This window comes from Aureimonas sp. SA4125, from assembly GCF_019973775.1.
Classification (GTDB): domain Bacteria; phylum Pseudomonadota; class Alphaproteobacteria; order Rhizobiales; family Rhizobiaceae; genus Plantimonas.
Genome location: NZ_AP025032.1, coordinates 2,593,073 through 2,617,369, shown reverse-complemented (window position 1 = coordinate 2,617,369; position 24,297 = coordinate 2,593,073). Strand labels below are relative to the sequence as shown.

Here is a 24,297-nt window from a genome sequence, read left to right as displayed (position 1 = left end):
GGAATTTTCGGCAGCTCTGCGCGGGGTCGAACAGGAAGGACAGCGCGAGGTAGAGGGCTGCAAAGCCTCATGCAGGGAGGGCTGGAAGGGGACGCTGTCGATGCAGCGGAGGTCTGCATCGAATCGTCGAGCCGTTGGCGAGGGTGGGGCCGACCCTTTGCCAGAGGGACAAGCCTGCCGGCCACTGCAGTGCCGGGGCGCCGGAAACCGTCAGCATACAGCGGGTGCGCCGCGCTCCTGAAAAGCCGCAACGGCCGGCCGCATCCGGCACCTCCCCCGAAGCGCCGGCCAGGAAACAGGCGTCAGCGACCGAGATTGCGCCCGTCACCGGCGAACTTGGGAGATTTCATTTCGCCCTCGATTTCCCGCGCCGCCTGGGCCCAGAACTCGTGTTCGCGTCCAACCGGGCGACCAGCTTCCTCCCAAAGAAAGTAGGCGCGATCGCGAACGGCAGCGTCATTGTCGACTTGTGGCATCAAGACCTCCCCGGGTGCGCTTACCGAAATTCAGTCGCCATCTTATTCGAAGCCCCTGCGCTTTCATCTAGTTCGATAAGCCAGCGAGGCAATCTCTCGGTAAGCTGCGCCGGGTTCATTTGGGGCGGGGATCACGGGAAGGGCAGACGGGGCTGGCGCCGACTCCCGTCGAGCGCTGCCGCAGCTTTCCCTGTTGCGTTGTCGGGAAATCCCTGGCGAGCAGGCCAAGGCAGGGAGACGGAAAGGAATGGATGCTATGCGGCCCGGGGCGGTCGTGCGAGGACTTGCCGCGGGGCGGGCATCGGCGTGACCCGCGCCGACACGACTGAACGGCGCAATTGGAGAGCTGGACCCATGGTGATCGCAATCTCCTCCATCGACATCCTGGACCGTCTCATCGCCTTTCCCACCGTGTCGCGCCAGCCGAACATGCCGCTCCTCGACTACGTCGCCGAACTCCTGGCGCCGACGGGGGCGAGGGTCGAAATCCTCTCGCATCCAGACGGCAAGCGCGCCAATCTCTTTGCGAGCCTCGGTCCGGAGGGCATGCCCGGCGTCATGTTGTCCGGTCATACCGACGTGGTGCCGGTGGAGGGGCAGGACTGGACGGTGGATCCCTTCCGGCTGACCCGCCGGGACGGCCGGCTTTACGGACGGGGTGCGGCCGACATGAAGGGCTTCGTCGCCTGTGCCGTTTCCGCCGCGCTGAAGGCGTCGCGGCTCGACCTCGCGACGCCGCTGCATCTGGCGCTGTCCTATGACGAGGAGATCGGCTGCATCGGCGTCGCGGACCTCGTCGAGATGCTGGCACAGGCTCCGGTCAGGCCGCTGATGTGCATCGTCGGCGAGCCGACCGCGATGGCGGTTGCCACGGGCCACAAGGGAAAGGGCTTCTACCGCGCCTGCTGCCACGGGCGGGAAGGTCATTCGGCGCTGGCGCCGAACGCGCTGAACGCGCTGCACCTCGCCACCGATCTCGTCGGCGCCGTCCGGCGGCTGCAGGCGGAGGTCGTTGCCACCGGGATCCACGACCTCGACTACGACATCCCCTATACGACGTTGCACGTCGCCCGCGTCAGCGGCGGTACCAGCGCGAACATCGTTCCGAACTACGCAGAGGTCGATTTCGAGATCCGTCATCTTGCCGGTGACGACCCGAAAGCGCTCATGGCGCGGCTGCAGGAGGATGCGGCGCACATCGTCCGCGAAACCGGCGATCGCGACGCGCGCATCGAAGTCCTGACGACAGGCGGCTATCCCGGCCTCGACACCGCACCGAACTCGGACGTCGTCGCTTTCGTCAAGTCGTTGACCGGCGGCAACGCCACCATCAAGGTCGCCTTCGGTACCGAGGGCGGCCTGTTCTCGGCCGCCGCCGGCATCCCGACGGTCGTTTGCGGTCCCGGCTCCATGGCGCAGGGTCATCGGCCGGACGAGTTCGTCAGCGAGGAACAGCTGGCGCGGTGCGATTCGATGATGGATGCACTCGTCGGGCGGCTTGCCGCGGGCCTTTGACCACAGGCCCTGCGCCTGAAATCACCTCGACTGGGGCGACCGCGGGGTCGACCGGCGGTTTGCAGGCAAGCAGGCGCACAGACGATAATCCTCCCAAGGCAACGAGAAAACATCGGTCCACTGCCTTCGACGATTTGGTTCCGACCAAACGGACGTCGTTCCGGGGTTTGAACAGATCAGGGGATAATACGTTAGCCGGGCGCCTGTCTCGAAGGCCTTTTTCACAGGGGCGTTAGCCCGAGCCACGCCCGAATCGCCACCCCGATCATGAACTTAGCCGGCAACCGATGTCGCCAAGGCGGGCCTTGGCGCTATCTCCGGGGGCTAATGATCAACAGGAAGACACGGCTATGAAAGCACTCACCTGGCACGGCAAGGGCGACATCCGCTGCGATACCGTTCCCGATCCGAAGATCGAGGACGATCGTGACGTCATCATCAAGGTGACGGCCTGCGCGATCTGCGGTTCTGATCTGCATCTGATGGGCGGTTTCATGCCGACCATGGAACATGGCGACATTCTCGGTCACGAGACCATGGGCGAGGTGATGGAAGTCGGGCGCGGGGCTGCCTCGAAGCTGAAGGTCGGCGACCGCGTCGTCGTCCCCTTCACCATGTCCTGCGGCGAATGCCGGCAGTGCAAGTGGGGCAATTGGAGCCTCTGCGAGCGGACAAATCCCAACGGCAAGATGCAGGCCGAAATGTTCGGCTATCCGCTGTCGGGCCTTTTCGGCTTCTCCCATATCACGGGCGGCTATGCCGGCGGACAGGCGGAATATCTGCGTGTCCCGTTCGCCGACGTCGGGCCACTCGTCATTCCGAACGGACTGGAAGACGAGCAGGTGCTGTTCCTGTCCGACATCTTCCCGACGGCCTATCAGGCGGCCGAGAACTGCAACATCCAGCCGGGCGATACCGTGGCGATCTGGGGCTGCGGTCCCGTTGGCGTCCTGGCGATCAAGTCATGTTTCCTCCTCGGTGCCGAGCGCGTCATCGCCATCGACACCGTTCCCGAGCGCCTCGCTCTGGCGCGCCAGGCGGGTGCCGAGACCATCGACTTCGGCGACGAGAATATCCAGGAGCGCATCATGGAGATGACTGGAGGCCAGGGGCCGGACAGTGTCATCGAGGCTGTCGGCATGGAGTCGCACGGTGCCGACACGGTCGCGCAGAAGGTGTCGTCGGCCGTGATGTCGGCGACGATGTCGATGGAGCGCCCCTTCGCCATCAATCAGGCGATCCTTGCCTGTCGTCCCGGTGGCACCGTGTCGATGCCCGGTGTCTATGCCGGCCCTGTCGGCCCCTTCGCCTTGGGTATCCTGATGAACAAGGGCCTGACACTGAAGACCGGTCAGACCCATATGCTGCGCTACATGAAGCCGCTGCTCGACCGCATTGAAAAAGGCGAGATCGATCCGTCCTTCATCATCAGCCATCGGTCTGTCTCGCTGGAGGAAGGGCCTGCCCTTTACGAAACGTTCCGCGACAAGAAGGACGCTTGCACCAAGGTGATCTTCAAGCCCCACGGCTGAGCGCCATCTGGCTGGCGCCTTGTCCGATCAGTGCGCTCGAAACGTCGCCGCCCTCGCTCTTCGGATCGGGGGCGGCATTTTTTTGCGATGGCCCCGGGGAGGCGATGGGCGAGGCGATTTCCATCCGATCGCAGAAGGGGCGAGGTGCCAGTGCGCAAGACCCGTGGGTGCGCCGAAACTGCGATAAGTCGGGTGGCGATCCTGCAGCTTTGTTCAGACATTTGAGGCTTCATATGCCCCGGGACATGCCGTGTCGCGCGGTGGCTGGTCGAGCTTGACCACCGTCCCTCGCGATGGCGGGGGATGTCTTTTCCCTCGCAACAGCCACGCGACGGCTGAGCGGACGGACCAGTGTGGAGACCCGACAATGCGCTTGACACCGACCCGATCCGGTTTGGAAATTCAGTCGCTTGCCGTGTCCTATCGACTGCGTTGCGGGCCGGGTGCGGTGCCCAAGGATGGTCAGGTGCCCCGGCGGTATGGATATTCCCGTTCGATTGCGTTCACGGACCGGTCCGGCAACGCGGGAGTAGCGACCCTTGCTTGAGTCTTCCGACGCAGTCACGGCATCTTTGAGAGACGACCCTGCGGCGACAGGAATTGGTTCCAGTCGCGTCTGCACGATCGTGGGCAACATGGGGTTGCGCGCAAGACTTGTGGCGCTGATCGCTGTTGCGATCGTCCCTCTGGTGGGACTGGCGGCGGCCGCCATCTCGTTCGACTACAACGAATCCCTGTCGAAGGCGCGACAGGACGTGATGGCGGGCGCGGAGATGGCCGCGCAGCGCCAGTCGCTGGCTTTCTCGAACGCCCGGGTGTTTCTCGACACACTGCGCCATACGCCGGGCATCCAGGCCAACGCGGGCGGCGCGTGCGCCAATATCATGGCGCGGGTCAAGGCCGCCAACCCGCAGATCAATACGATCGGCGTCGTCAACGCGTCCGGCATCGTCACCTGCCATACCCATATGACGAGCCACAATCCCTACGGCAACAAGCTCTTGTTCGAGAGGATGAAGACGGCGTCGAAGGATGCCTTCGTCGTTTCCGACTTCATGGTGGGCAGCTATACCGGCCTTCCGACGATGGTCGCCGCAATGCCGCTGGTTCCCGGTCCCGACGGCAAGTTCGGGGGATTGATCTTCATGGGGATGAACCTCGAGGACCTGATGGTCACGACGGGGCCTGTCTCTGCGGCAGGACAGTCCCTGGTCATGCTGGATCCTCGGACCGGCAACTTCGCTGCCCAGTACTCGTCCTTCCCGGAAGGGTTCACGCGGTTGCTGCCGGGCCATCCGCTTTTGACGGCTGCGTTGGAAAGTGGCGGACATGGCGTCGCGGAAGCGCGGGGGCCAGATGGGCAGGAGCGGATCTACGGTTTTTCCTCGATCGCGGCTGCCGAAAGCGCCGGAATCGTCCTGGCTGTCGGCGTCTCGCGGGACGACGTCGTCTCGCCCGTCCGGCTCAGGGCGCAACTCGCCATGGCGCTGTCGGCGGCCGTCATCGCGCTGATCGTCTGGACCACGTGGTGGTTCGGTTTCTTCATGCAGGTGCTGCCGGTCCGCCAGCTGACCGCTGCCGCAAACCGCATCGGCGCCGGCAACTTCGACACGCGGAGCCGGATCGGCCCGTGGCAGGCACCGGAATTCCGGGAATTGGCCTCCGTCCTCGACGACATGGCGATCAAACTGACCGCAGCCCGCCGCGGGGAAATTGCGCTCGCGGCGCGTGAGGCCCAGTACCGTCTGCTGGCAGAGAACAGCTTCGACCTCGTGACCTGTCTCGATGCGAACGGCATGCGCGTGTTCGCCTCTCCTGCCAGCCGCGAGCTTCTCGGCTTGGAGCCCCATGAACTTCTCGGCGGACGTCCGGAGGACATTGCCTTCGAGGACGACATGCCGCAGGTCAAGGCGATGATGCGCGCCCTGGCGGACGGCGCGTGGATATCCGGCGTCCAGTACAGGGTGCGGCATCGCGCCGGTCACCTCGTCTGGGTGGAGGTGACGGGTAAGCCGCTGGATGACGGCAGGGGAACGGTGTTCGTCATTCGCGACATCTCGCGGCGGAAGACGATCGAGGCCAATCTCGAAGAGGCCAACAAACGACTGAAGCTGCTCGCCGCTACCGATGGGTTGACCGGCTTGATGAACCGACGCGCCTTCGACGAGACCTTTGCCCGGGAGTTTCGGCGATGCGTGCGCGAGGCGGACAATCTCAGCCTCGTCCTCATAGACGTCGATCACTTCAAGGATTTCAACGACGTCTATGGTCATCAAGCCGGCGACGACTGCCTGCGCAAGATCAGCCTGGCCTTCGCGGCGAAGCTGCAACGTCCGGCCGACGTCGGCGCGCGGTACGGAGGTGAGGAACTTGTCGCCTTGCTGCCGAACACGCCGCTTTCCGGTGCACTGGAGACTGCCGACGCCATCCGTCGAGCCGTGCGCGCTCTCGGCCTCGTTCATACCGGCAGCAATTTCGGCGTGGTGACGATCAGCCTTGGTATCGCCACGCTGCATTCGGGCAAGGGTTTCGCTAATTGCGCGGAAATGCTCCGCGCTGCCGATCTCGCGCTCTACCGAGCCAAGGCAGAAGGCCGCGACACCGTTTGCATTCGATCGGCCGATGATACGGACGCCATCGGCGCCACCTCGAGCGCCGCCTGACAGACTTCTCATATTGCCGGTTGCGCAAGGCGGCAATTCAGCGAACCATGCCAGGCGACGGGCGATGGGCGGCTTGGCGCAGCAGGCGAGCCGAAGAAGGGGAACGATGCGATGGAGATCAGGCGAAACGGTTCGCAGCTCTCGGCGCGGGGGCCATCTGAGTACTTTACGGGCTCCGTAAGGCTCGAGGCGCCCTTCAAGGCGGCGGCACCGGCGCGTGTCAGCGGCGCGACGGTCACCTTCGAACCCGGCGCCCGCACGGCTTGGCACACGCATCCGCTTGGCCAGACGCTGATCGTCACGGCCGGGCTCGGCTGGGCTCAGCGCGACGGGGGGCCGGTGGAAGAGATCCGGCCAGGCGATATCGTATGGTTCGACCCCGGCGAGCGACACTGGCATGGCGCGACCCCGACGACAGCGATGACCCATATCGCCATCGCCGAGGCTCTGGATGGGACGAGCGTCGACTGGCTCGATCATGTGAGAGACGCGGACTACCGGAAGTAACCGGAGTCCGCCGTAGGAGCCCATCCGGCTGCAGAACGGCGATCGTCGGGCGGGGGGCATGGCAGGCCGCCGGTCAGCCTTCCCGTTGTCGAGCGGAAGACGTTTCGCCGGCAGCCCTCACTCATAGCCCTCGGTGGCGTTCGCGCCATTCCCCGAGTGCGAAGGCGAAAACGCCGGTCAGCCCCTGCCGTACCCTTGCAGGGTGCGCGGCTGTCGAGGAAGCAAGCTGTGGCACCGATCAGCGCTCTGCCGGGGCGACAGGGCCTCCCAGCGCATGCTGGCTCCCCGGCAGCCCTGGCGGTGCCGGTGCTGACCCGCAGTCCGAGCGCGGCGCGAGCAACGGCTTCCGGCAGGGCCCGCATCGGGCTTGCCCCTGCCGTCTCGCGGTGCTGTCTCGCTGTGCCCGGTCGCTGGGCCCTGCCGCCGGGCCCTTGTCAAAAGTTTGATCAGTCTTCGGGCGGACTTGCCTCGCCGGTTTCCGGCTCGTCATCTTTCTTCGCGCTTTTGGCTTCTGCCTTGGCGGCTTTCTTGGCGGCTTTTGCCTTGTCACGCTCCTGGCGCTCGAAATCGAAATTGGGCTTTCTCGCCATCGAATGTCCTCTCCGTCTGTTTTCTGTGCTGGTGGCGCTTGCCGTGGCGGCGTTTCCGCCGCTCTCACTCAGATGCCTGTCATGCGCCAGGCGGCACCCTCGCGTCCAGTCCGGACGTGCCGCTTCATCGCCGCGCCGCCGCCTCGCCTCCACTCGGGCCGTCGCCGTATCCGCCCGCCCGATCGTCTCCAGCGCCTCGGATGCGGCGAGGCGCAAAGCGCGCCGCCGAAGCGATCGCCGGTCGGCTGGATCGAGATCGCTGCCGATAGGGGGGGTGCTGGTCGTCGTCCCGGCCGGGAGGGCGAACAAAAAGTTTCGTTACCGCTCCACCGCGACGATGATGCCATCGACGATGCCGACGATATCGCTGACCTTGTCAGGGGTCACGTCGTTGCCGCCTTCGCTCCTGCCGTTGCCATCAAGCATGGGGGGCAGCGGCGCCCCGGCGCGGCGGGCAGCGATATTGTTGAGCGTGCGGTGATAGCGCAGCGACAGTCTTGGGCCGAAGCGCATGTGGAAGGGCGCGGAACGCAGCGGCTCGAGCCGCAGTGACAAATCCTCGTCCGGCACGCCCATCGCCCATTCGGCGGGGATGGAACCCAGCATCGAGCCCGTCAGCACGCCGCGGCCGGACAGGCCGGGTGAGGGCGCCGGGAGCGAGGGCGTAGAGGCGCGGCACCATCTTCACCTGCATGTCGCGTTCGCCGAACCAGAAATACTCCCAGCGGATCTCTTCTCTTCTCTGATCGGGTGCAGCCAGCGTAGCCGGTCGCTCATCACCTGCCTGGTGTAGGCGATATCCCTGCCGCGAAGGCCCACGGGAACATCGAGGCGACGAGTCGGCCGGTCCATGCCGCGCGGTAGCGCGACCGACAGGTTTTCACCGACCAGCAGCGGGGGCGAGGCAATCTTCGGCATGATCTGGCGCTCCGTTACGGCGGCCTTCCTCCAACAAGACGCAAGATCGGTGCCGCGTCGGTCGTTTTCACGCGAAGGCCTTTCCGAGTGCCGAGACAATGTCGGGAACGACCTGGCCGAGGACATGCCGGCCTTTTTCGGCGGTGGCCGAGGCTGGTGAGCTCAGGACCCCGTCAGGTGGGATGGGCGCGAGATCGAAGGGGAAGATGTCGTAGAGCGGGAAATCCGCCGGCGGGTTGTTTGGGATGGCGTCGGCGCGAACAAGGTCCGGACGAAGATGCAGCATGACCGAGGTCTCCATCACGGCCGCATGTTCCAGCGCCCAGCTGAGGAGCCCATCGGGAAACAGCACCGCCTCAGTTTCGGCATTGATGAATTCCCAATAGCCGAGCTTGACCACACGAAGGTCCGTGATCCCCTCGCGGCGCTGGTCGCGCAAGGCGAGATCGATCGCTTCGGTGATGAACCACTGGTTCTCCATGTGCCCGTCCATCAGGACGACCTTGCGCACGCCGTGGCGGGCAAGTTCGTTGACGACGTCGCGGAGCACGGCGATCAGCGTCGACGCGTCGAGACTGATCGTTCCGGGGAAATGGTTGCCGCCGCCCGTCTTGGGCTGGGATTTGTAGCCGAAGGGTACGGCGGGCATGACGATCGCGCCCAGCGCCTCGGCCACAAGCATCGATACCGCTTCGGGCAGGATGACGTCAGTCGACAGCGGCAGATGCGGCCCATGCTGCTCGGTCGAGCCGACGGGCAGGAGAACAATCGGATTCTCGTCCCGCACGCGGGCGTCGAACTCCATCCAGGTCATGTCGGCGAGCTTGATGCGCTTCATTGCGGGTTCCATCAGTTCAGGTCCGACGCCCAGCGCGTCAGGCCGACATCCATGGCCGAGCAGCGACGCACGATGTCCGAGAAATGCGGCTCGAACACCCGGTTGGCCGCCTCGACGCCGAGTGTGTAGGCTTGGAATTCCGGCATCAGGCCGCGCAGCTCGGCGAGCAGGGCCGCCTCGTCGACCCTGGTCAGTCTGCCGTTCTCACAGACCATCTCGCCATTGACGTAGACGGCGAGGATCGACGAGCCGTTTTCGCAGTAGACGAGGTGGTTGCGGATATCGTTCAGCGGCGTGAAGCTTGCCGTCGCCATGTCGAGGATCAGGAAGTCGGCCTTCTTGCCGGGCTCGAGCGACCCGGTCTCGTCGTGCAGGAGGGCGGTGCGGGCGCCGCCGATCGTGCCAGCATGCAGCACCTCGCCGGCGGTCAGCCAGCGCGTCCATTCCGGATTGTTGACCTTGTGGACGAGGCCGGTCGCCTTCATCACGTCGAACATGCGCGGCGTGTCGTTGGTGGAGATGCCATCGGAGCCGAGGCCGACATGGACGCCGGCGTCCAGTAGCTTGCGGACCGGCGCGACGCCGGCGCCGAGCTTCTGGTTGGAGATGGTGTTGTGGACGATCGAGACGCCCGCCTTGCCCATCAGCGCGATATCGGCGTCCGTGACCCAGATCGAATGCGCGATGGTGGTCCAAGGATGCAGAAGATCGAGCTCGGCCATGTAGGCGATCAGCGACTTGCCATAGAATTCCGGCCCGGTCACGTTCTGCACCTTGGTCTCGACGATATGGGTGTGGAAGGGCACGCCCCACTGCCTTGCGAGATCGTTGGAGGCGAGCATCAGTTCCGGCGTGCAACGCTGCGGGGCCGACGGAGCGAGCATGAAACGGATACGGTCGGCGCGGCCGTGGAAGCGGCCGTGCGCCTCCGTGGCGAAGGCGACATAGTCGGCGACCTTGGGAAGGGGCAGCGCGTCGACCGTGGCCTGCAGCTCGGCCGGCACGGTGGTACGGGTGAACGGGATGGTATCGAGAAAATTGCGGTCGACGACATGGGCCGAGACGGTGGCGCGAATGCCGACATCGTCGTAGGCGTCGATCGCCGCGCCGAGCAGGTCCATCTCCTGCCGCGGGCTCTCGTAGAGGTCGTCGGTGATCGTGGTGACACCGGTGCGCAGCGATTCCATCGCCACCAGCATCGAGCGCAGATAAACCAGCCGCGGCGGCAACGCCTTGGCGCCCAGCAGCGGGTAGGCGTAGAGCATCCAGACTTCGAGGGGCATGTTGTCGTAGCGGCCCTTGAAGAGGGCCTCGTTGGAGTGAAGATGGGCGTTGACGAGTCCCGGCATCACCAGCTTGCCGGTGCCGTCGATGACGGTCGCACCGTCCGGCGCTTCAAGACCCACTCCGATCGCCGCGATGCGGGCGCCCTCGACGAGCATGTCGCCGGTGAACGGCGTGTCGCCGTGCTTGCCGTCCATGGCGAGGATGGTTGCGTTCTTGATGAAGATCGACATGCAGGCTCCGGTGTTCAAGCTTGGAGGAAGTAGCCGGCATCGGCCGGCCAGGCCGCGAAGACCGGATCGCCTGCCGCGAGCGGCATGGTGTCGAGGTCGCGCGAGGAGATCTGGGCGCTGAGCTCGGTGCTGCCCGGAGCCTCGAGGAAGACGGTGACCGTCGACCCGACGAATTCCATGGTCGTGACCTGCGCGGCGACCTCGTTCGCCAGTCCCCGCCGGTCACGGGAAACGCCGATGCGGTCGGCGGCGACGACGAGCGTGGCGGCTGTCCCGAGGGGCATCTCGGTCGCGGCCGGATCCTTCGCCACGACGACGCGCCCGAGGCCCGTGTCGATCGCGACCTGTCCTGCATCGGCCGGCGCGATCGGGCCCGTGAGCAGATTGGAGCCGCCGATGAACTCGGCAACGAAGCGGCTGGCGGCGGCGCGGTGGATCTCGCGCGGCGTTCCGATCTGCTCGACCCGGCCCTCGTTCATGATCACCACCCGGTCGGCCATGGCGAAGGCCTCGGAGTGGCTGTGGGTGACGCAGACGAAGGTGATGCCGAGTTCGCGGTGCAGGCGCACCAGCTCGGCCTGCATCTTGACCTTGAGGTGCGGGTCGAGCGCGCTCAGCGGCTCGTCGAGCAGCAGCATTTCCGGCTCGGTCGCGAGCGCCCGCGCCAGTGCCACGCGCTGGCGCTGGCCGCCGGAGAGCTGCGCGGGCGAGCGATCGCCAAGGGCGGCGATGCCCATGCGCTCCATCCACTCGCCGGCCTTCTTCGCGCGCTCCGGTCCCGGCATGCCGCGCTGCTTCAGCCCGAACTCGACGTTCTGCCGCACCGAGAGGAAAGGAAAGAGCGCGTAGTTCTGCCAGACCAGCGGCGTGTCGCGGGCCCAGGGCGGATCGTCGTTGATGCGCCGGCCCCAGATCCGGATCTCGCCCTCGCTCGGCGTGTCGAGCCCGGCGATCATCCTGAGCGTCGTCGTCTTGCCGCAGCCGGAGGGACCCATCAGCGCGATGAACTCGCCCTTCTCGATCGTCAGCGAAACGTCGGCAACGGCCAGATGCCCGTCATAGCGTTTGGCGAGGCGGTCGATCTCGACCATGGTCACGGTCATGGGCGCATTCCCCTGATGCGGCCAAGCGAGACGCGGCGCGCAATGATGAGCTGGGCGAGCACGACGAGGATCGTGCTGACAGCGAAGGCGAGCGCGCCGACGGCGTTGATCCGCGGGCTGACCTGGCCCTGCAGCATGGCCAGCACCCGTACCGGCAATGTCTCGTTGAGGCCGGAGATGAACCAGGCGATCATGAACTCGTCGAACGACACCGAGGCGGTGATGAACAGCGCCGCCACGATCGCCGGCAGCGTGAACGGCAGGATGATCTGGCGCAGCGTCGACCAGGAGCCGGCGCCGAGGTTCCAGGCGGCCGGCTCGAGATCGGGGTCGAGGTCCGAGAGCCGCATGCGTATGAGCGCCATGGCAAAAGGCGCGGCGATGACCACATGCGCGGCGACGATGCCGGACAGCGTGCCTGACAGGCCGATGCGGCCCTGGAAGGTCAGCATGGCGACCCCGAGGATCACCACCGGCACGGTCGGCGGCAGCGCGGCGATGGCCATGTAGACCTGCTTGCCGAGAAAGCGGAACCGGTAGTCGACATAGGCGGCGGTGAAGCCGAGGAAGGTCGCGATCACCGAGGAGGCGCCGGCGACGACGAGGCTGTTGCCGAAGCTGCGCCGCACTGTCTCGTCGGCAAAGACCGCGCGGTACCATTCGAGGCTGAAGCCGCCCCAGGGCAGGCTCGGAAAGCGGTCGGCATTGAAGGAGAAGATCACCGTCGAGGCGATCGGCGCGAAGACAAAGGCGAACACCACCACCAGCCAGCCATAGAGCGCGAAGGCACGCAGCGCGTCCGTGAGCCGGATGCGGCTCATCGCGCCGCTCTCCGTCCGCCATAGGCAAGCTTCAGGAGCACGCCGAGGACCAGCATCAGCGTGGCGATCATGATCACCGCGACGACCGAGGCGCGCGGCCAGTGATTGCCTGATTTCACCTGGTCGGCGATCAGGATCGATAGCGTCGGCGGGTTCGAGCCGCCGAGGAATTGCGGGCTGATATAGTCACCGAAGGCGAGCACGAAGGCGAAGGCGCCGGCCACGACGAGGCCGACGCGGGCCGAGGGGATGATGACGGTGAAGATCGTCCGCAGCCGGCCGCAGCGCAGATTGTGCGCCGCCTCGATCAACTGCCGGTCGACGGCGCCGAGCGCGATGGTCTGAAGGAGGATCACCAGTGGCGCGGTGAGCGTCAAAAAGCCGATCATCGTTCCGGTCGGCGAGTTGAGAACGCTGATCGGCCCGAGCCCGAGCGGCGCCAGCGCGGTGTTGATGATCCCGCTTGGGCTGAAGAAGATCTGCATCGAGTAGACGCGCACGGGGAAGCTGGTGAAGAAGGGCACGACCAGCATGAACACCAGCAGCCGCTTGAGGCCCGGACTGACCCGGAAGGTGAGGGCGTAGGCCACGGGGAAGGCGGCGAGGCTCGCGATGAGGCCCGCCAGAAGCGACATCAGGAAGGTGTAGACGAAGGCGCTGCGAAAGAAGCCGGCGTTGAGGATCATCGTCCAGTTGGCGAGGGTGAAGTCGGGCGTCAGCCGGAAACTGCGCACCGACCAGAACGTCATGGCCACGAGGAACCCAAGCGGCACCAGGAAGAACGCGACCTGCCAGATCAGCGTCGGCGTGCCGAGGAACAGGCCGAAGCGAAGGGTCTCGGACGGCGAGCGAAGCTTAGTGGTCATCGTTCCCCTGGCTTGCCTGTGAAACTCCGCAGACCCCCGTCATGGAGGGTCTCCGGATAACATGGCGCCGGCCGCGCGCGGCCGGCGAGAGGCTCACATGGCCTTGAATTCCGACCAGGAGTCGTTCCACTCCTCGATGCCCTGCTGCACCGGCGTCTGGCGGATGAAGATCTTGCCTTCCTTGTACTCGTCCATGACGTTGCGGGCGTCGAAGGTGTGGCGCAGCTTCTTGGCGTCCTCGGGCGCCTCGGCGTTCATCTTCTCCCAGCCCTTCTTGTTCGGGATCGAGGCCCAGTAGGCGGGCAGTCGGGCCGAGCGGAACTGGCCCTCGGGGGAGCTCGCATACTGGATGAACTTCTTGGCGAGGTCCTTCTTGGTCGAGGAGGACACGATGGACATGGACTCGGTCCACTGGATGCCGCCTTCGTCCGGAACGGTCGCCGCCACCGGCACACCGCTCTGCTGCAGCAGCAGGACGACCCAGTCGCCGATGCCGGGGATGATGCCGGCGGTGCCGTTGGTCAGCATGGCGAACTGGTCGGCCATCGAATAGAAGCCGGAGGTCTGCGGGCGCAGCGAGTAGAGCGTCTCCTGCAGCTTCTCGAACTGCGCCGCGTCGATGTCGAAGGGCGGCTTGTTGCCGTCGCGCAGGCTGAGGCAGCCCATGGTCGGCAGATACCAGTCGAAGAAGCCGACCTTGCCCTTCACCTTCTCCGTCCACATCACGTTGTAGGACTTCACGTCCTCGGGCGTGACGAGGTCGGTGCGATAGGCCATGCCGAGATAGCCGAAGCGGATGAGCACCGAATAGAGCTTGTCGTTCTTCCAGTGCAGATCGAACTTCTGGAACTCGGGCCAGTAGTCGGCCAGCGGATAGTCCGCCGGATCCATCTCGTCGATGAAGGAGGATTCCTGCAGCATGCCGATATATTCGGCGTCGGCGAGCACGACGTCGAAGGAGCCGGGCGGCGACTGGTTCATCAGCGCGAGCATGGGCTCGCCGCCGACATATTCCTTCGCCACGATCTTGACCCCGTGCTCATCCTCGAACGGCTTCACGAAGGCCGGATCGCCGTGGCCGGGCCAGGTCAGGATGTTGAGAACGTTCTCCTGCGAAACGGCGGGGCCGGTCGCGAGGCCGCCGAGCGCCGCAGCCCCGGCCAAAGCCCCGGCGCCCTGGATGATCTGGCGGCGATTGAGGCCGAGACCAAGACCGCGCGGATCGGTAATCGTGAACTTGGTCATCCATGTCTCCTGAGCGGGAACGGGCGCCCTGCCGCTGACGGGCGGGCTGGCGTGTGATGGGCAGGGCAGGCTCGACGTCGCACTCCAGCGGAAATCCACACCCGGGAGGCGTGGCGCCAAGCTTCCGTGCAGAAGCCAAAACTGCACGAAGAGCTCAGGAACTAAAAAGACGAAATAGCGATCCCTAGCTATCGTTAAAAACGATGGGTAGGCAGATATGGGCTCATGGTTTGAATTCTTTTACCTGTAATAATTGGCTTATTTTCCATACGCTGTATCGATCCTGTGCATTCTATGTCCCGATTGCATAGCCCGTAGGCATTTGACACGTCGTCGATGGCGCAGACATTTCACAGGACCGCAGTCTGGAAACTCGATGGATCTTCGCCAGCTTCGCTACTTTCTCCAGATCGCCGACAGCGGCAGCCTGTCGCGGGCCGCCGAGGTGCTGCACGTTGCGCAGCCCTCGCTCAGCCAGCATGTCCGCAGCCTGGAGGAGGAACTGGGCGTCGAGCTTCTGGCGCGCCACCCGCGCGGCGTCACCGCGACCGAATACGGCCGCCTGCTCTGCGATCACGTCCGGGTAATCCTGCGTGACGTCGAACGGGCGCGAGAGGCCATGCACGATGCCGTCGGCAGTCCCGGCGGCGAGGTCGTGCTGGGCCTGCCGACCACGGTCTGTCGCGGCATGACCGTGCCGCTCGTCAATGCCGTGCAGAGGCGCTTTCCCCGCATCAACCTGCACCTCGTCGAAGCGATGACCGGCAGTCTCGACGAATGGATGCAGACCGGCAAGATCGATGTCGCCCTGCTCTACGACCGCAAGGCCTTCGAGAACATCGTCGCCAACGACGTCATGGTCGAGGAGCTGAAGCTGATCCTGCCGGCGGGTCACGCCCGCGCCGGCCTTCGCGCGATATCCTTCAACGAGGCGACGGCGCTGCCGCTGGTGCTGCCAGCCCGGCCGCACGTCCTCCGCGAGGTGGTCGAGACTTTTGCCGCGCGGGCAGGAACGGAGCCGCACATCGCGATGAACTGCGACAGCCTGCAGGGGATCATCGCGCTCGTGGGGGACGGCTATGCGAGCGTCTATCCAAGCTTTGCGCTGCGCGACGAAATCCGGCGGGGCGAGCTGGTCGCGATCCCGATCGTCGATCCGACGCCGAAGTGGCGCGTGTCGATCGTCTTGGCGCGCCGGAACGCCAACAGCCGTGCGGCTGAAGCCATTGCGGGCCTTGTCGACGAAGTCGCCCGCTCGCTCGTTGTCGACGGCAGCTGGGACGCCCAGCTTCGCCGCCTGACCGATCCCCGCTGACCCCGCTCCTGGAGGCTCTTCCCGTGAATTTCGATCTGATCCTGCGCAACGCCCACCTCCCTGACGGCCGGACCGGCGTCGACATCGGCTGCCGCGACGGCCGGATCGTCGCCGTCGAGGCGACGCTCGACGCCCAGGCTGGCAAGGAGGTCGATGCCGGTGGCCGGCTGGTCAGTCCGCCCTTCGTCGACATCCACTTTCATCTCGATGCCACGCTGTCGGTCGGCACGCCCCGCTTCAACCGCTCCGGCACCCTGCTGGAGGGCATCGCGCTATGGAACGAGCAGCGGCCGACCCTCACCCAGGAGGTGGTCGTCGAACGCGCCATGCGCTATTGCGACCTCGCCGTCGCCCAGGGCCTCCTCGCCATCCGCACCCATGTCGACGTCTGCGACGACCGCCTGGTCGGCGTGGAGGCGCTCCTCGAGGTACGCGAGCGGGTGAAGGATTATATCGACCTGCAACTCGTCGCCTTCCCGCAGGACGGCTATTTCCGCTCGCCGAACGCCGCTGCTAACCTCGCCCGGGCGCTCGACCGCGGTGTCGATGTGATCGGCGGCATCCCGCATTTCGAACGGACGATGGAGGACGGCCGGGACTCGGTGATCGCCCAGTGCGAGCTGGCCGCCGAGCGCGGTCTGCGCGTCGATATTCACTGCGACGAGACCGATGACCCGATGTCGCGCCATGTCGAGACATTGGCGTCCGAGACGATCCGGTTGGGGCTGCAGGGCCGTGTCTCGGGCTCGCACCTCACATCGATGCACTCGATGGACAATTACTATGCCAGCAAGCTGATCCCGCTGATCGCCGAATCCGGAATGCACTGCATCCCCAACCCGCTCGCCAACATCAACCTGCAGGGCCGCAGCGACACCTATCCCAAACGCCGCGGCCTGATGCGCATTCCCGAACTGCGCGCCAAGGGCGTCAACATCGCTCTCGGCCAGGATTCCTGCATGGATCCCTGGTACGTCTTCGGCAATGCCGACATGCTCGACGTCGCGCATATGGCGACGCATGCCGCCCACATGATCAGCCTCGACGAGATCCGCTGGTGCTTCGAGGCCATCACCACCCATGCCGCTAAGGCGTTTGGTCTCGAGGATTATGGACTGACGCCCGGATGCCACGCCGATTTCGTGCTTCTCGACGCCAAAGATCCGATCGAAGCGATCCGTCTGCGCGCCGACCGGCTGCTCGTGGTGCGCCGCGGCGTCGTGCTGGCGCAGACCCCGGTGCGCAGGACAACGCTGAGCCTGCCCGGCCGCCCGTCGCAGAGCTCGGTCGCCGGATACGGCCCGGCATGGCCGGCGGCATCGGCCTGACAGGACTGCTGCCGGCCTCCCGGGCTGCTTCGGGGGAGAGCTGGCCCTCCTGAACGTGGATCGCTTCGAAGGCGACCCCGCCTTCAAGGCTCGGTCTTCGCGATGGGGCCGTTCGGGCAAACGCCATCGTCCCTCTTCGCGTCCAGGCGCCCCGCTGGGACTGGTGCATGCCAAGCCCTTCCTGGGCGCCCAGCGGTCAGTCGCCTGCGGGATTTGATCTGTCGTCCGCCGGCGAAGCTTGGTGGCCGGAGCGATCAGTCGTTGACTTCAAACTGAATTTCCACCGGCGCCATATCGTTGCCATTGATCGGCAGGAGATCCTGGGGGCAGGCGGACATGACGGCGACCAGATCCATCCGCGCGCGCATGACGACCCGGTCGCCGGGTTTCGAGACGGGCGCCAGCCACTGGACGCTCCAGTCGGCAGCGACGGGAATGTTCATCCAGAGATTGAAGGGCTGGGGCACTTCCGCCGGCGTCATGCCGATCGCCGCCATGGCGAGGCGCATGTTGTCGGCGCAGTTGTCGTGATACTCGGTGCAACCGAGGCCGGTGTAGCGAAAGAGATCGCAGGCCGCCATCAGCGTGTCATGGATGCCCGGCGACGTGTCCTCCTCGATGGAAAGAATGGGGCGCCGCCGGTTGGTCAAAAGCTCGTCCCCGACTTTCGGGATGATGGCGCTGAGACCGGCGCGGGCATGTTCCCAGGACAGGAACTCGTTCGGGTTGGCGGCACTGAACGCCCAGAAATCGCAGACCTGGGTGCCGTGCGGATTGATCACGGTGATTGCCTGGCCCTTGGCGACCCGGACGGCGCGGCCGTTGCGAGCCGGGACGACGTAACGTTCGCCGAGGACGGGCGTCCCATCGGAAGAGATCGGGGATCCGGCGGTGGCATTGGTACCGACGGCGGGGCCGTTTTCGGCGGGATGTTCGCAGATGTCGTGACGCAGCATGGCAGGTCCTTTTCTAGAAAGCCGTTCGATGTCGGGGCAGAACGGGCGGAATGCGGGCGATTGGATCGGTTGCGGCAGGAGGCGCCGGCCTCCTGCCGGGTCGCTCCGTCAGGACGTCGTTGCAGCGCTGATGTTTCCGATGTCGGCGGTGTCGCCGGATCGGCCCATGCCCTCGGCCATGACGCAGAGCAGTTCGAACAGCATGGTGGCGCCGGTAAGCGCCGTGAGGCCGGTCGGATCGAGGGGCGGCGAGACCTCGACGAGATCGGCTCCGACGATGTCGAGGCCGGCGAGGCGCCGCACCAGCGACTGCGCCTGGAAGGTCGAGATGCCGCCGATCTCCGGTGTGCCGGTGCCGGGCGCGTGGGCCGGGTCGATGACGTCGATGTCGAAGGAGACGTAGGTCGGCGCGGTGCCGATGATGGCCCGCGCCTCGTCCATGACGTCGTCGGCGCCGCGCGCCATGAACTCCTCGATGAAGATCAGCCGCATGCCGGCGTCGCGCGCATAGTCGAAGTTCGAGGCGCCGGAGATCGCACCACGCAAGCCGATCTGGACGACACGTTTCGGATCCAGCAGGCCCTCTTCGATCGCCCGGCGAAAAGGTGTCGCGTGATTATATCGGTTTCCGAAGAACTCATCGAAAGTATCTGAATGGGCATCGAAATGGATCATTCCCAGCGGTGACCCGTCGCTGATTCCGCGCAGGATCGGCAGGGATATCAGGTGGTCGCCGCCGGCTGTCAGCGGCCGCGCCCCGCCGGCATGGAGCTGCCGGTAGAAGCTTGTGATCCAGTCGAGCGTCACGCCCGCGTCGAGCGGATTGACGGGAACGTCGCCGCAGTCCCCGACACGCACCTTGTCGAAGGGAGAGGCCAGACTGTGATGGTGGACACGGCGGACCATGCTGGACTGATTACGGATCTCGCGCGGACCGTGGCGGGTGCCGGTGCGGTTGGTCGTGCCGCCATCGAAGGGAATTCCGACCAGGGCGATGTCGACTTCATCGGGTCGTGCCTGCGGCAACCGCATGAAGGTCGCCGGGCCGGCAAAACGCGGCACGACGCCGGAATCGAGCGGCTGGAAGTCGGCCGTGCCGGTCACAGCGAGAACTCCTTCCGGACGGCAGCGGTGATCAGCTCGACGTGGTCCTGCATGAGCAGCGCTCCCTTTTCCGCCGAGGAGCCGTCGGCCCGCGCCAGGACCCCCGATGGCGGCAGTCCGAAATCAGCCGGAACGGGGAAGCGGTCATAGGTCGGAAACGTCGCCGGCCCGTCGTCGGGGATTTTTTCCATGTCGACCAGATCGGGGCGCAGGAGGAGCATCAGCGAGGTTTCGAGGAGGCTTGCATGCTCCAGTTCCGTGCCGGGAAAGCCGCCGGGAAACAGCCGATCCAGCGTCTCCCGTCGGACGAAATCCCAGTATTCCAGCCGCATGGCCTGCATGTCGGCAATGCCGTCGCGGCGCAGTTCGCGCAGCCCGAGGTCGAGGCCCTCGACGGCCGGCCAGGCGTTCTCGAAATGGCCGATCACCAGTACGATCCGCCGCACGCCGTCATGTCCCAGTCCCCGGATGATATCTCGGACGACGAGGGAAAAGGTGTTGGCGTCGAGGCTGGTCGTGCCGGGAAAAGCCTCGCCGCCGCCCGAGCGCGGCTGCGACTTGTAGCCATAAGGAACGGTCGGCGCGACGAGACCGCCGACGTTTCGCGCCACCCTTTCGCAGACTCCCGTCGGCAGCACGACGTCGACATTCATCGCCATGTGCGGGCCATGCTGTTCGGTGGCGCCGAGCGGCAGGAAGATCGTCGCCCCGGCCGCGACGCGACGCTGATATTCCGGCCAGGTCAGTTCGGCCATGTAGACGCTGTCGTTCATCATCGTTCCCGTTCTTCATAAAGGCCGACAAAGGATTTCGGAAAGTTGCCGGTTCAGTGCATGGCGGCGCCGCCGTCGACGCTGAGGCACTGGCCCGTGGTGAAGCTCGTCCCCGGAGACGCGAGGAAGAGAATGGCCCGCGCCACTTCCTCCGGCCGGCCGACCCGGCGCAGCGGGTTGTCGGTTTCCAGCGCTTGCATGGCGGCATCCATCCGGTCGAAGCCGAGCAGCGGCGTGTCGATCGGACCGGGGGCCACGGCGTTGACGAGGATGCCCGGCGCGAGCTCCCGCGCCCAGGACCGGGTCAGGGACAGGATGCCGGCCTTCGTCGCGCAGTAGCCGGACGAACCGCCGCGGCCGAGATAGGCGAGCTCCGAGGCAATGTTGACGATGCGGGCCCCGGCCTGCATGCGCTTCAGCGCCTCGCGCGTCACCAGCATCGGCGCGCGGAGGTTGACGGCCATCATCGCGTCGACGCCGGCGATGTCGAGATCGCGGATGCCGCCATCGATCTGGATGCCGGCGCAGTTGACGAGGACATCGAAGCCGCCAAGACGCTGCCCTGCCTCGCCGACGGCGGCAACGATCGACGCCTCGTTCCGGAGGTCGAGCCCGATCCATTCGGATTCGGCTTGCGGGACGGGGTTGATGTCAAGCCCGATCACCCGCGCGCCGGCGTCGCGGAAGGCGAGGAAGGCGGCATGGCCGATCCCCGAGGCGGCACCGGTGACGAGCACGCGCACGCCGGAAAACGCATTCACCATGGCGCTTCTCCGCGATCGGCCGAAAGGCTCTGGCCGGTGATGTTGGCGGCAAGATCGGATGCCAGGAAGAGATAGGGGCCGATCATGTCGGCCGGCTCCATCAGGCCGGGCAGGGCCTGGGCGCCGATGATCTCGGCCAGGAGCGATTCCTCGGAACGGCCACTGCGGGCGGCCATGCGCCCGAGCGAGCGCATCGAGGCCTCGGTCCTGACCCAGCCGGGGCAGACGGCGTTGACGCGGATGCCGCGCGGCCCGAGTTCCCGCGCGAAGGTCTTGGTCAGGCCGATGACGGCGTGCTTCGACGCGACATAGGCGCCGAACAGCGGCTCGGCGGTGCGGCCCCAGACGGAGGCGGTGTTGACGACGGCGCTGCCGGCGGACAGGTGCGGAACGGCCGCGCGGGTGACGAGGAACGTGCCGGCGACATTGATCTCCGTGATGCGCCGGACTGCCGTCTCGTTTTCGGCGCTCTCGTCGTCGAGCGGCGTCATCAGCTCCAGCCCGGCATTGTTGACCAGGACGTCCAGGCCGCCGATCGCCGTCATCATGGCGACGACAGCGGCGTTGTCGGTGATGTCGACCCGGTGCGCCGTCGCACCAATCGTTTCCGCGGCGGCAAAGACCGCGTCGGTCTCCGCCGCCAGGTGCAACATTGCTCCTGCCTCGGCAAAGCCCCGAGCGATGCCGAGGCCAATGCCGCGACTGGCGCCGGTCACGAGCACCGTGCGACCGGAAAAATCGAGGGTGAGGCTCATGCGTCGTCTCCGGCTGCCTGACGCAGCATCTGCAGGATTTCGCCCCTGAGGCTGAAGAAGTCGGCGCCGTCGCGCAGCTCGAGAGGGCGCTCGGGGCCGAGGCGGGCGGTGATGTCGACGTCGGCGACGAGGCGCGCCGGGCGCTTGGAAAAGACGATGACGCGGTCGGCGAGAAACACCGCCTCCTCGACATCGTGGGTGACGAAGATCACCGTCTTGGCATCGCGCCGCTGGATCTTGCGCAACTGCACCTGCAGGCCCTCGCGCCGCTGTGCGTCGAGCGCCCCGAAGGGCTCGTCCATCAAAAGCACGTCGGAGCCGGCGGCGAGCGTGCGGGCAATCGCGATGCGCTGGCGCATGCCGCCGGACACGCGCGCGGGATAGGCGTCGGAAAATTCGTAGAGGCCGACGAGATCGAGATAGTGGTCGCGGCGGCCGAGCTTTTCCTCCTCGGACAAATCGGTGCGATAGCGCATGCCGAAGGCCACGTTCTCCGCCACGGTGAGCCAGGGAAAGGAAGAATAGGACTGGAACACCATGCCCCGCCGCCGGTCGGGCGGACCGACGGGCGTGCCCTCGAGGCAGATCCGGCCGCTCGACGGCGTGTCGAGCCCGCCCACCATGCGCATCAGCGTGGTCTTGCCGCAGCCGGAGGGGCCGAGAAAGGCGACGAATTCGTCACGCTCGACCGTGAGGTCGAAGGGCGTCGCCACGACATCGAGCGCCTCGAAGCGCTTCGTCACTTTCTCGAAGGACAGATAGGGGAGGGTCATCAGAGATACCGGAACATGCGGCGGTGCAGGGCACGCAGCAACTGGTCGGAGAGAAGGCCGATGATCCCGATGAGGACGACACCGGCCATGACCTCGGGCGTCTTCATGTAGCGCCGCGCCGTCCAGATGACGAAGCCGATGCCGCTGGAGGCGGCGACAATCTCGGCGATGATGAGATAGGTCCAGCACCAGCCCAGCGTCACGCGCAGATTGTCGACGAGATTGGGCAGCATGGCGCGGAACGCGACGTCGCGCAGAATCTGGCGGGGCTTGGCGCCGAGCGTCTGGGTGATCTCGATGTATTCCTGCGGCACGCGCCGCATGTCGTCCGCGACGAGCAGCACCAGCTGGAAGAAAGTGCCGAGCCAGAGCAGGAAGATCTTGGTGCCCTCGCCGACCCCGAACCAGATGATCGACAGCGGAACAAGGGCCGGCACCGGCAGGTAGCGGATGAAGTCGACGATCGGCTCCAAGGCCGCACCGACGACCCGGTAGCTCGACATCAGGATGCCGATCGGGATCGCCATCAGGGCGGCGAGAAGAAAGGCCGACCACACCCGCAGCGTCGATATCCCGGCATGCCACAGGAGATCCTGGCCCGCGATCATCCGCGCCATGGCGGCGGCGACCGTCGAGGGCGCGGGAAAGAAGACGGCGTTGGCGAGGCCGAGGCGGACGATGGCCTCCCAGAGGACAAGGGTACCGACGCTGCCGGCGAGGGCGAAACCCAGTTCCGCGGGGCGGGAGAGCGCGGCGCGAAAGCCGAAGCGGCTTGGCCGCGGTGATGCCCGGCGATCGACGGGCGCCGGCGCCGCGTCGAGACCGGCCGGCACGACGAGTGCCGCCGTTTCGCGCTTGGTGTCGTCCCTCATGAGCGGCGGGATCCGGCAGAGGGGACGCCGGTCATTCCCGGACCAGCGCCAGGGCCGACGGATCGATTTCCTTGGCCGCTTCGAGCGGTGCCTCGGCAGCCCCGTTCTCGACATTGAGCTCCATCACCGTGTCGAAGATCGGAGTCAGCGTGCCGGGCTTGTCCTTCGTGCCGATCAGCGTCCTGGCTTCGGCAAGGTTGGTGTAGCCGAGGCTGGTATCGAGGATGCCCTTCACCTCGGCCTCGCTCAGATTGTAGTGCGGGGCCGCGAGCGCGATGAAGGCATCCGGGTCGCTTTCGTAGAGCGCCACAGCCTTGTAGATGCCGGTGAGGAAGTTGGCGTATTTCTGCGGATTGGCCGCCAGATCGTCCTCACGGGCGGTGATCACATCGACGATGATGTCGGAGTCCTTCGACGAGACCAGCAGTTTGCCCTTGCGGTCGGGCATGTTGGTGATTGCCTGCGACATGAACGGCTCGTAGCTGCCGATCGCCGAAATCGACGAGTCGGCGAAGATCGCGACGGTGTCGGCCGTGGCGATCTCGACCACCTTCAGATCGGAAAGCGACAAGCCGTCCTTCTTCAGCGCCAGTTGCAGCAGCAGACGGGCAGGGATGTTCGGCTCCACGGCGACGGTCTTGCCCTTCAGGTCGGCGACCGCGGTGATCGAGCCATCGGCAATCACGCCGTCGCCACCCACCGACTTGTCGATCGTGCCGATGATGATGCCGGGCGTCGAGTCGACGCGGGGCCGACCCTGATGCTCGCCGACGGTGCGCATGTCGACCTCGATGTCGCCGCGCGCCATCGCGGCCAGGACATTGGCCCGGTCGTCCTCGAAGCTGAACTCGACCTCGAGGCCGAGGTCCTTGAAGTAGCCCTTGTCCATGGCGACGAAGACGGGCGCAAACCCCGGCCAGGTCGGCGCCAGGGCCCGGATGACGTCTTCTGCCGCGGCGCGTGATGGCAACGCGGCGAGGGCGCCGACGACAATGGTACCGGCGAGAAGAAGCGGGCGAAGCCTGGTCATGCGGGCGGTCCTCCAAGAGCTGATCCCAGAGACTAT

24 protein-coding genes are annotated in these 24,297 nt (G+C 65.9%); 6 read left to right on the top strand and 18 right to left on the bottom strand.

From position 1 onward, the window contains the following. Nucleotides 1-302: 302 nt before the first annotated feature. A complete protein-coding gene (locus Sa4125_RS12195; protein WP_223998342.1) occupies nucleotides 303-476 on the bottom strand; it encodes a DUF2934 domain-containing protein in 174 nt (57 codons plus the stop codon). A 354-nt stretch (nucleotides 477-830) separates the two neighbouring features. Between Sa4125_RS12195 and argE the strand changes: the two genes are divergently transcribed. The 4 genes from argE to Sa4125_RS12175 all read left to right on the top strand — a co-directional run bounded on the left by argE (nucleotide 831) and on the right by Sa4125_RS12175 (nucleotide 6,693). Then, complete coding sequence (gene argE, locus Sa4125_RS12190) at nucleotides 831-1,991, top strand: acetylornithine deacetylase (protein WP_223998341.1); 1,161 nt, start codon at nucleotides 831-833, stop codon at nucleotides 1,989-1,991. Nucleotides 1,992-2,341: 350 nt separating this feature from the next. Further along, nucleotides 2,342-3,523, top strand: a complete 1,182-nt coding sequence (locus Sa4125_RS12185; protein WP_223998340.1) for a zinc-dependent alcohol dehydrogenase — start codon at nucleotides 2,342-2,344, stop codon at nucleotides 3,521-3,523. Between the two features lie 641 nt (nucleotides 3,524-4,164). Continuing rightward, nucleotides 4,165-6,186 (top strand): diguanylate cyclase, encoded by a 2,022-nt coding sequence (locus Sa4125_RS12180; RefSeq protein ID WP_223998339.1) that lies wholly within the window; start codon nucleotides 4,165-4,167, stop codon nucleotides 6,184-6,186. A gap of 111 nt (nucleotides 6,187-6,297) precedes the next feature. Further along, nucleotides 6,298-6,693 carry a cupin domain-containing protein gene (locus Sa4125_RS12175; RefSeq protein WP_223998338.1) on the top strand — a complete coding sequence of 132 codons (396 nt, stop codon included), beginning with the start codon at nucleotides 6,298-6,300 and terminating at the stop codon, nucleotides 6,691-6,693. A 446-nt stretch (nucleotides 6,694-7,139) separates the two neighbouring features. Here Sa4125_RS12175 and Sa4125_RS12170 read toward each other — a convergent pair whose 3' ends face one another. The 9 genes from Sa4125_RS12170 to Sa4125_RS12130 all read right to left on the bottom strand — a co-directional run bounded on the left by Sa4125_RS12170 (nucleotide 7,140) and on the right by Sa4125_RS12130 (nucleotide 14,591). Next, the gene (locus Sa4125_RS12170) at nucleotides 7,140-7,283 is read right to left on the bottom strand and encodes a hypothetical protein (RefSeq protein ID WP_223998337.1); all 144 of its coding nucleotides are present in this window, start codon (nucleotides 7,281-7,283) and stop codon (nucleotides 7,140-7,142) included. 318 nt (nucleotides 7,284-7,601) lie between these two features. Then, nucleotides 7,602-7,904 (bottom strand): hypothetical protein, encoded by a 303-nt coding sequence (locus tag Sa4125_RS12165; protein ID WP_223998336.1) that lies wholly within the window; start codon nucleotides 7,902-7,904, stop codon nucleotides 7,602-7,604. Nucleotides 7,905-7,967: 63 nt separating this feature from the next. Continuing rightward, on the bottom strand, nucleotides 7,968-8,201 hold the full coding sequence (locus Sa4125_RS12160) for a hypothetical protein (protein ID WP_223998335.1): 234 nt from the start codon (nucleotides 8,199-8,201) through the stop codon (nucleotides 7,968-7,970). 67 nt (nucleotides 8,202-8,268) lie between these two features. Next, on the bottom strand, nucleotides 8,269-9,039 hold the full coding sequence (locus tag Sa4125_RS12155) for a creatininase (protein WP_223998334.1): 771 nt from the start codon (nucleotides 9,037-9,039) through the stop codon (nucleotides 8,269-8,271). Between the two features lie 11 nt (nucleotides 9,040-9,050). After that, nucleotides 9,051-10,556 (bottom strand): amidohydrolase, encoded by a 1,506-nt coding sequence (locus tag Sa4125_RS12150; protein WP_223998333.1) that lies wholly within the window; start codon nucleotides 10,554-10,556, stop codon nucleotides 9,051-9,053. A gap of 14 nt (nucleotides 10,557-10,570) precedes the next feature. Beyond that, nucleotides 10,571-11,659: an ABC transporter ATP-binding protein gene (locus tag Sa4125_RS12145; protein ID WP_223998332.1), complete on the bottom strand. Its 1,089-nt coding sequence runs from the start codon at nucleotides 11,657-11,659 to the stop codon at nucleotides 10,571-10,573. Continuing rightward, a complete protein-coding gene (locus Sa4125_RS12140; protein WP_223998331.1) occupies nucleotides 11,656-12,480 on the bottom strand; it encodes an ABC transporter permease in 825 nt (274 codons plus the stop codon). Before Sa4125_RS12140 ends, Sa4125_RS12145 begins: the two co-directional genes overlap by 4 nt. Next, nucleotides 12,477-13,346, bottom strand: coding sequence for an ABC transporter permease (locus Sa4125_RS12135; RefSeq protein ID WP_223998330.1), 870 nt, complete (start codon nucleotides 13,344-13,346; stop codon nucleotides 12,477-12,479). Before Sa4125_RS12135 ends, Sa4125_RS12140 begins: the two co-directional genes overlap by 4 nt. A gap of 93 nt (nucleotides 13,347-13,439) precedes the next feature. After that, nucleotides 13,440-14,591, bottom strand: a complete 1,152-nt coding sequence (locus tag Sa4125_RS12130; RefSeq protein ID WP_223998329.1) for a spermidine/putrescine ABC transporter substrate-binding protein — start codon at nucleotides 14,589-14,591, stop codon at nucleotides 13,440-13,442. 376 nt (nucleotides 14,592-14,967) lie between these two features. Here Sa4125_RS12130 and Sa4125_RS12125 point away from each other — a divergent pair, with 376 nt between their 5' ends. Both Sa4125_RS12125 and Sa4125_RS12120 read left to right on the top strand, forming a co-directional pair. Next, nucleotides 14,968-15,906: a LysR family transcriptional regulator gene (locus Sa4125_RS12125; RefSeq protein ID WP_223998328.1), complete on the top strand. Its 939-nt coding sequence runs from the start codon at nucleotides 14,968-14,970 to the stop codon at nucleotides 15,904-15,906. A gap of 23 nt (nucleotides 15,907-15,929) precedes the next feature. Next, the gene (locus tag Sa4125_RS12120; RefSeq protein WP_223998327.1) at nucleotides 15,930-17,234 is read left to right on the top strand and encodes an amidohydrolase family protein; all 1,305 of its coding nucleotides are present in this window, start codon (nucleotides 15,930-15,932) and stop codon (nucleotides 17,232-17,234) included. A gap of 254 nt (nucleotides 17,235-17,488) precedes the next feature. Here the strand turns inward: Sa4125_RS12120 and Sa4125_RS12115 are convergent, their stop codons facing one another. The 8 genes from Sa4125_RS12115 to Sa4125_RS12080 all read right to left on the bottom strand — a co-directional run bounded on the left by Sa4125_RS12115 (nucleotide 17,489) and on the right by Sa4125_RS12080 (nucleotide 24,261). Beyond that, nucleotides 17,489-18,190 carry an urea carboxylase-associated family protein gene (locus Sa4125_RS12115; RefSeq protein ID WP_223998326.1) on the bottom strand — a complete coding sequence of 234 codons (702 nt, stop codon included), beginning with the start codon at nucleotides 18,188-18,190 and terminating at the stop codon, nucleotides 17,489-17,491. A gap of 108 nt (nucleotides 18,191-18,298) precedes the next feature. Then, nucleotides 18,299-19,294, bottom strand: coding sequence for an agmatinase (gene speB, locus Sa4125_RS12110; protein WP_223998325.1), 996 nt, complete (start codon nucleotides 19,292-19,294; stop codon nucleotides 18,299-18,301). Beyond that, nucleotides 19,291-20,067: a creatininase gene (locus tag Sa4125_RS12105; protein WP_224007770.1), complete on the bottom strand. Its 777-nt coding sequence runs from the start codon at nucleotides 20,065-20,067 to the stop codon at nucleotides 19,291-19,293. The genes speB and Sa4125_RS12105 overlap by 4 nt, the downstream gene beginning before the upstream one ends. A gap of 53 nt (nucleotides 20,068-20,120) precedes the next feature. Beyond that, nucleotides 20,121-20,831 carry an SDR family oxidoreductase gene (locus Sa4125_RS12100; protein ID WP_223998324.1) on the bottom strand — a complete coding sequence of 237 codons (711 nt, stop codon included), beginning with the start codon at nucleotides 20,829-20,831 and terminating at the stop codon, nucleotides 20,121-20,123. After that, nucleotides 20,825-21,586, bottom strand: a complete 762-nt coding sequence (locus Sa4125_RS12095) for an SDR family oxidoreductase (RefSeq protein WP_223998323.1) — start codon at nucleotides 21,584-21,586, stop codon at nucleotides 20,825-20,827. Before Sa4125_RS12095 ends, Sa4125_RS12100 begins: the two co-directional genes overlap by 7 nt. Continuing rightward, on the bottom strand, nucleotides 21,583-22,359 hold the full coding sequence (locus tag Sa4125_RS12090; protein ID WP_223998322.1) for an ABC transporter ATP-binding protein: 777 nt from the start codon (nucleotides 22,357-22,359) through the stop codon (nucleotides 21,583-21,585). Before Sa4125_RS12090 ends, Sa4125_RS12095 begins: the two co-directional genes overlap by 4 nt. Further along, a complete protein-coding gene (locus Sa4125_RS12085; RefSeq protein WP_223998321.1) occupies nucleotides 22,359-23,231 on the bottom strand; it encodes an ABC transporter permease in 873 nt (290 codons plus the stop codon). The genes Sa4125_RS12090 and Sa4125_RS12085 overlap by 1 nt, the downstream gene beginning before the upstream one ends. A gap of 31 nt (nucleotides 23,232-23,262) precedes the next feature. Next, nucleotides 23,263-24,261 (bottom strand): ABC transporter substrate-binding protein, encoded by a 999-nt coding sequence (locus Sa4125_RS12080; RefSeq protein WP_223998320.1) that lies wholly within the window; start codon nucleotides 24,259-24,261, stop codon nucleotides 23,263-23,265. Nucleotides 24,262-24,297: the final 36 nt, after the last annotated feature.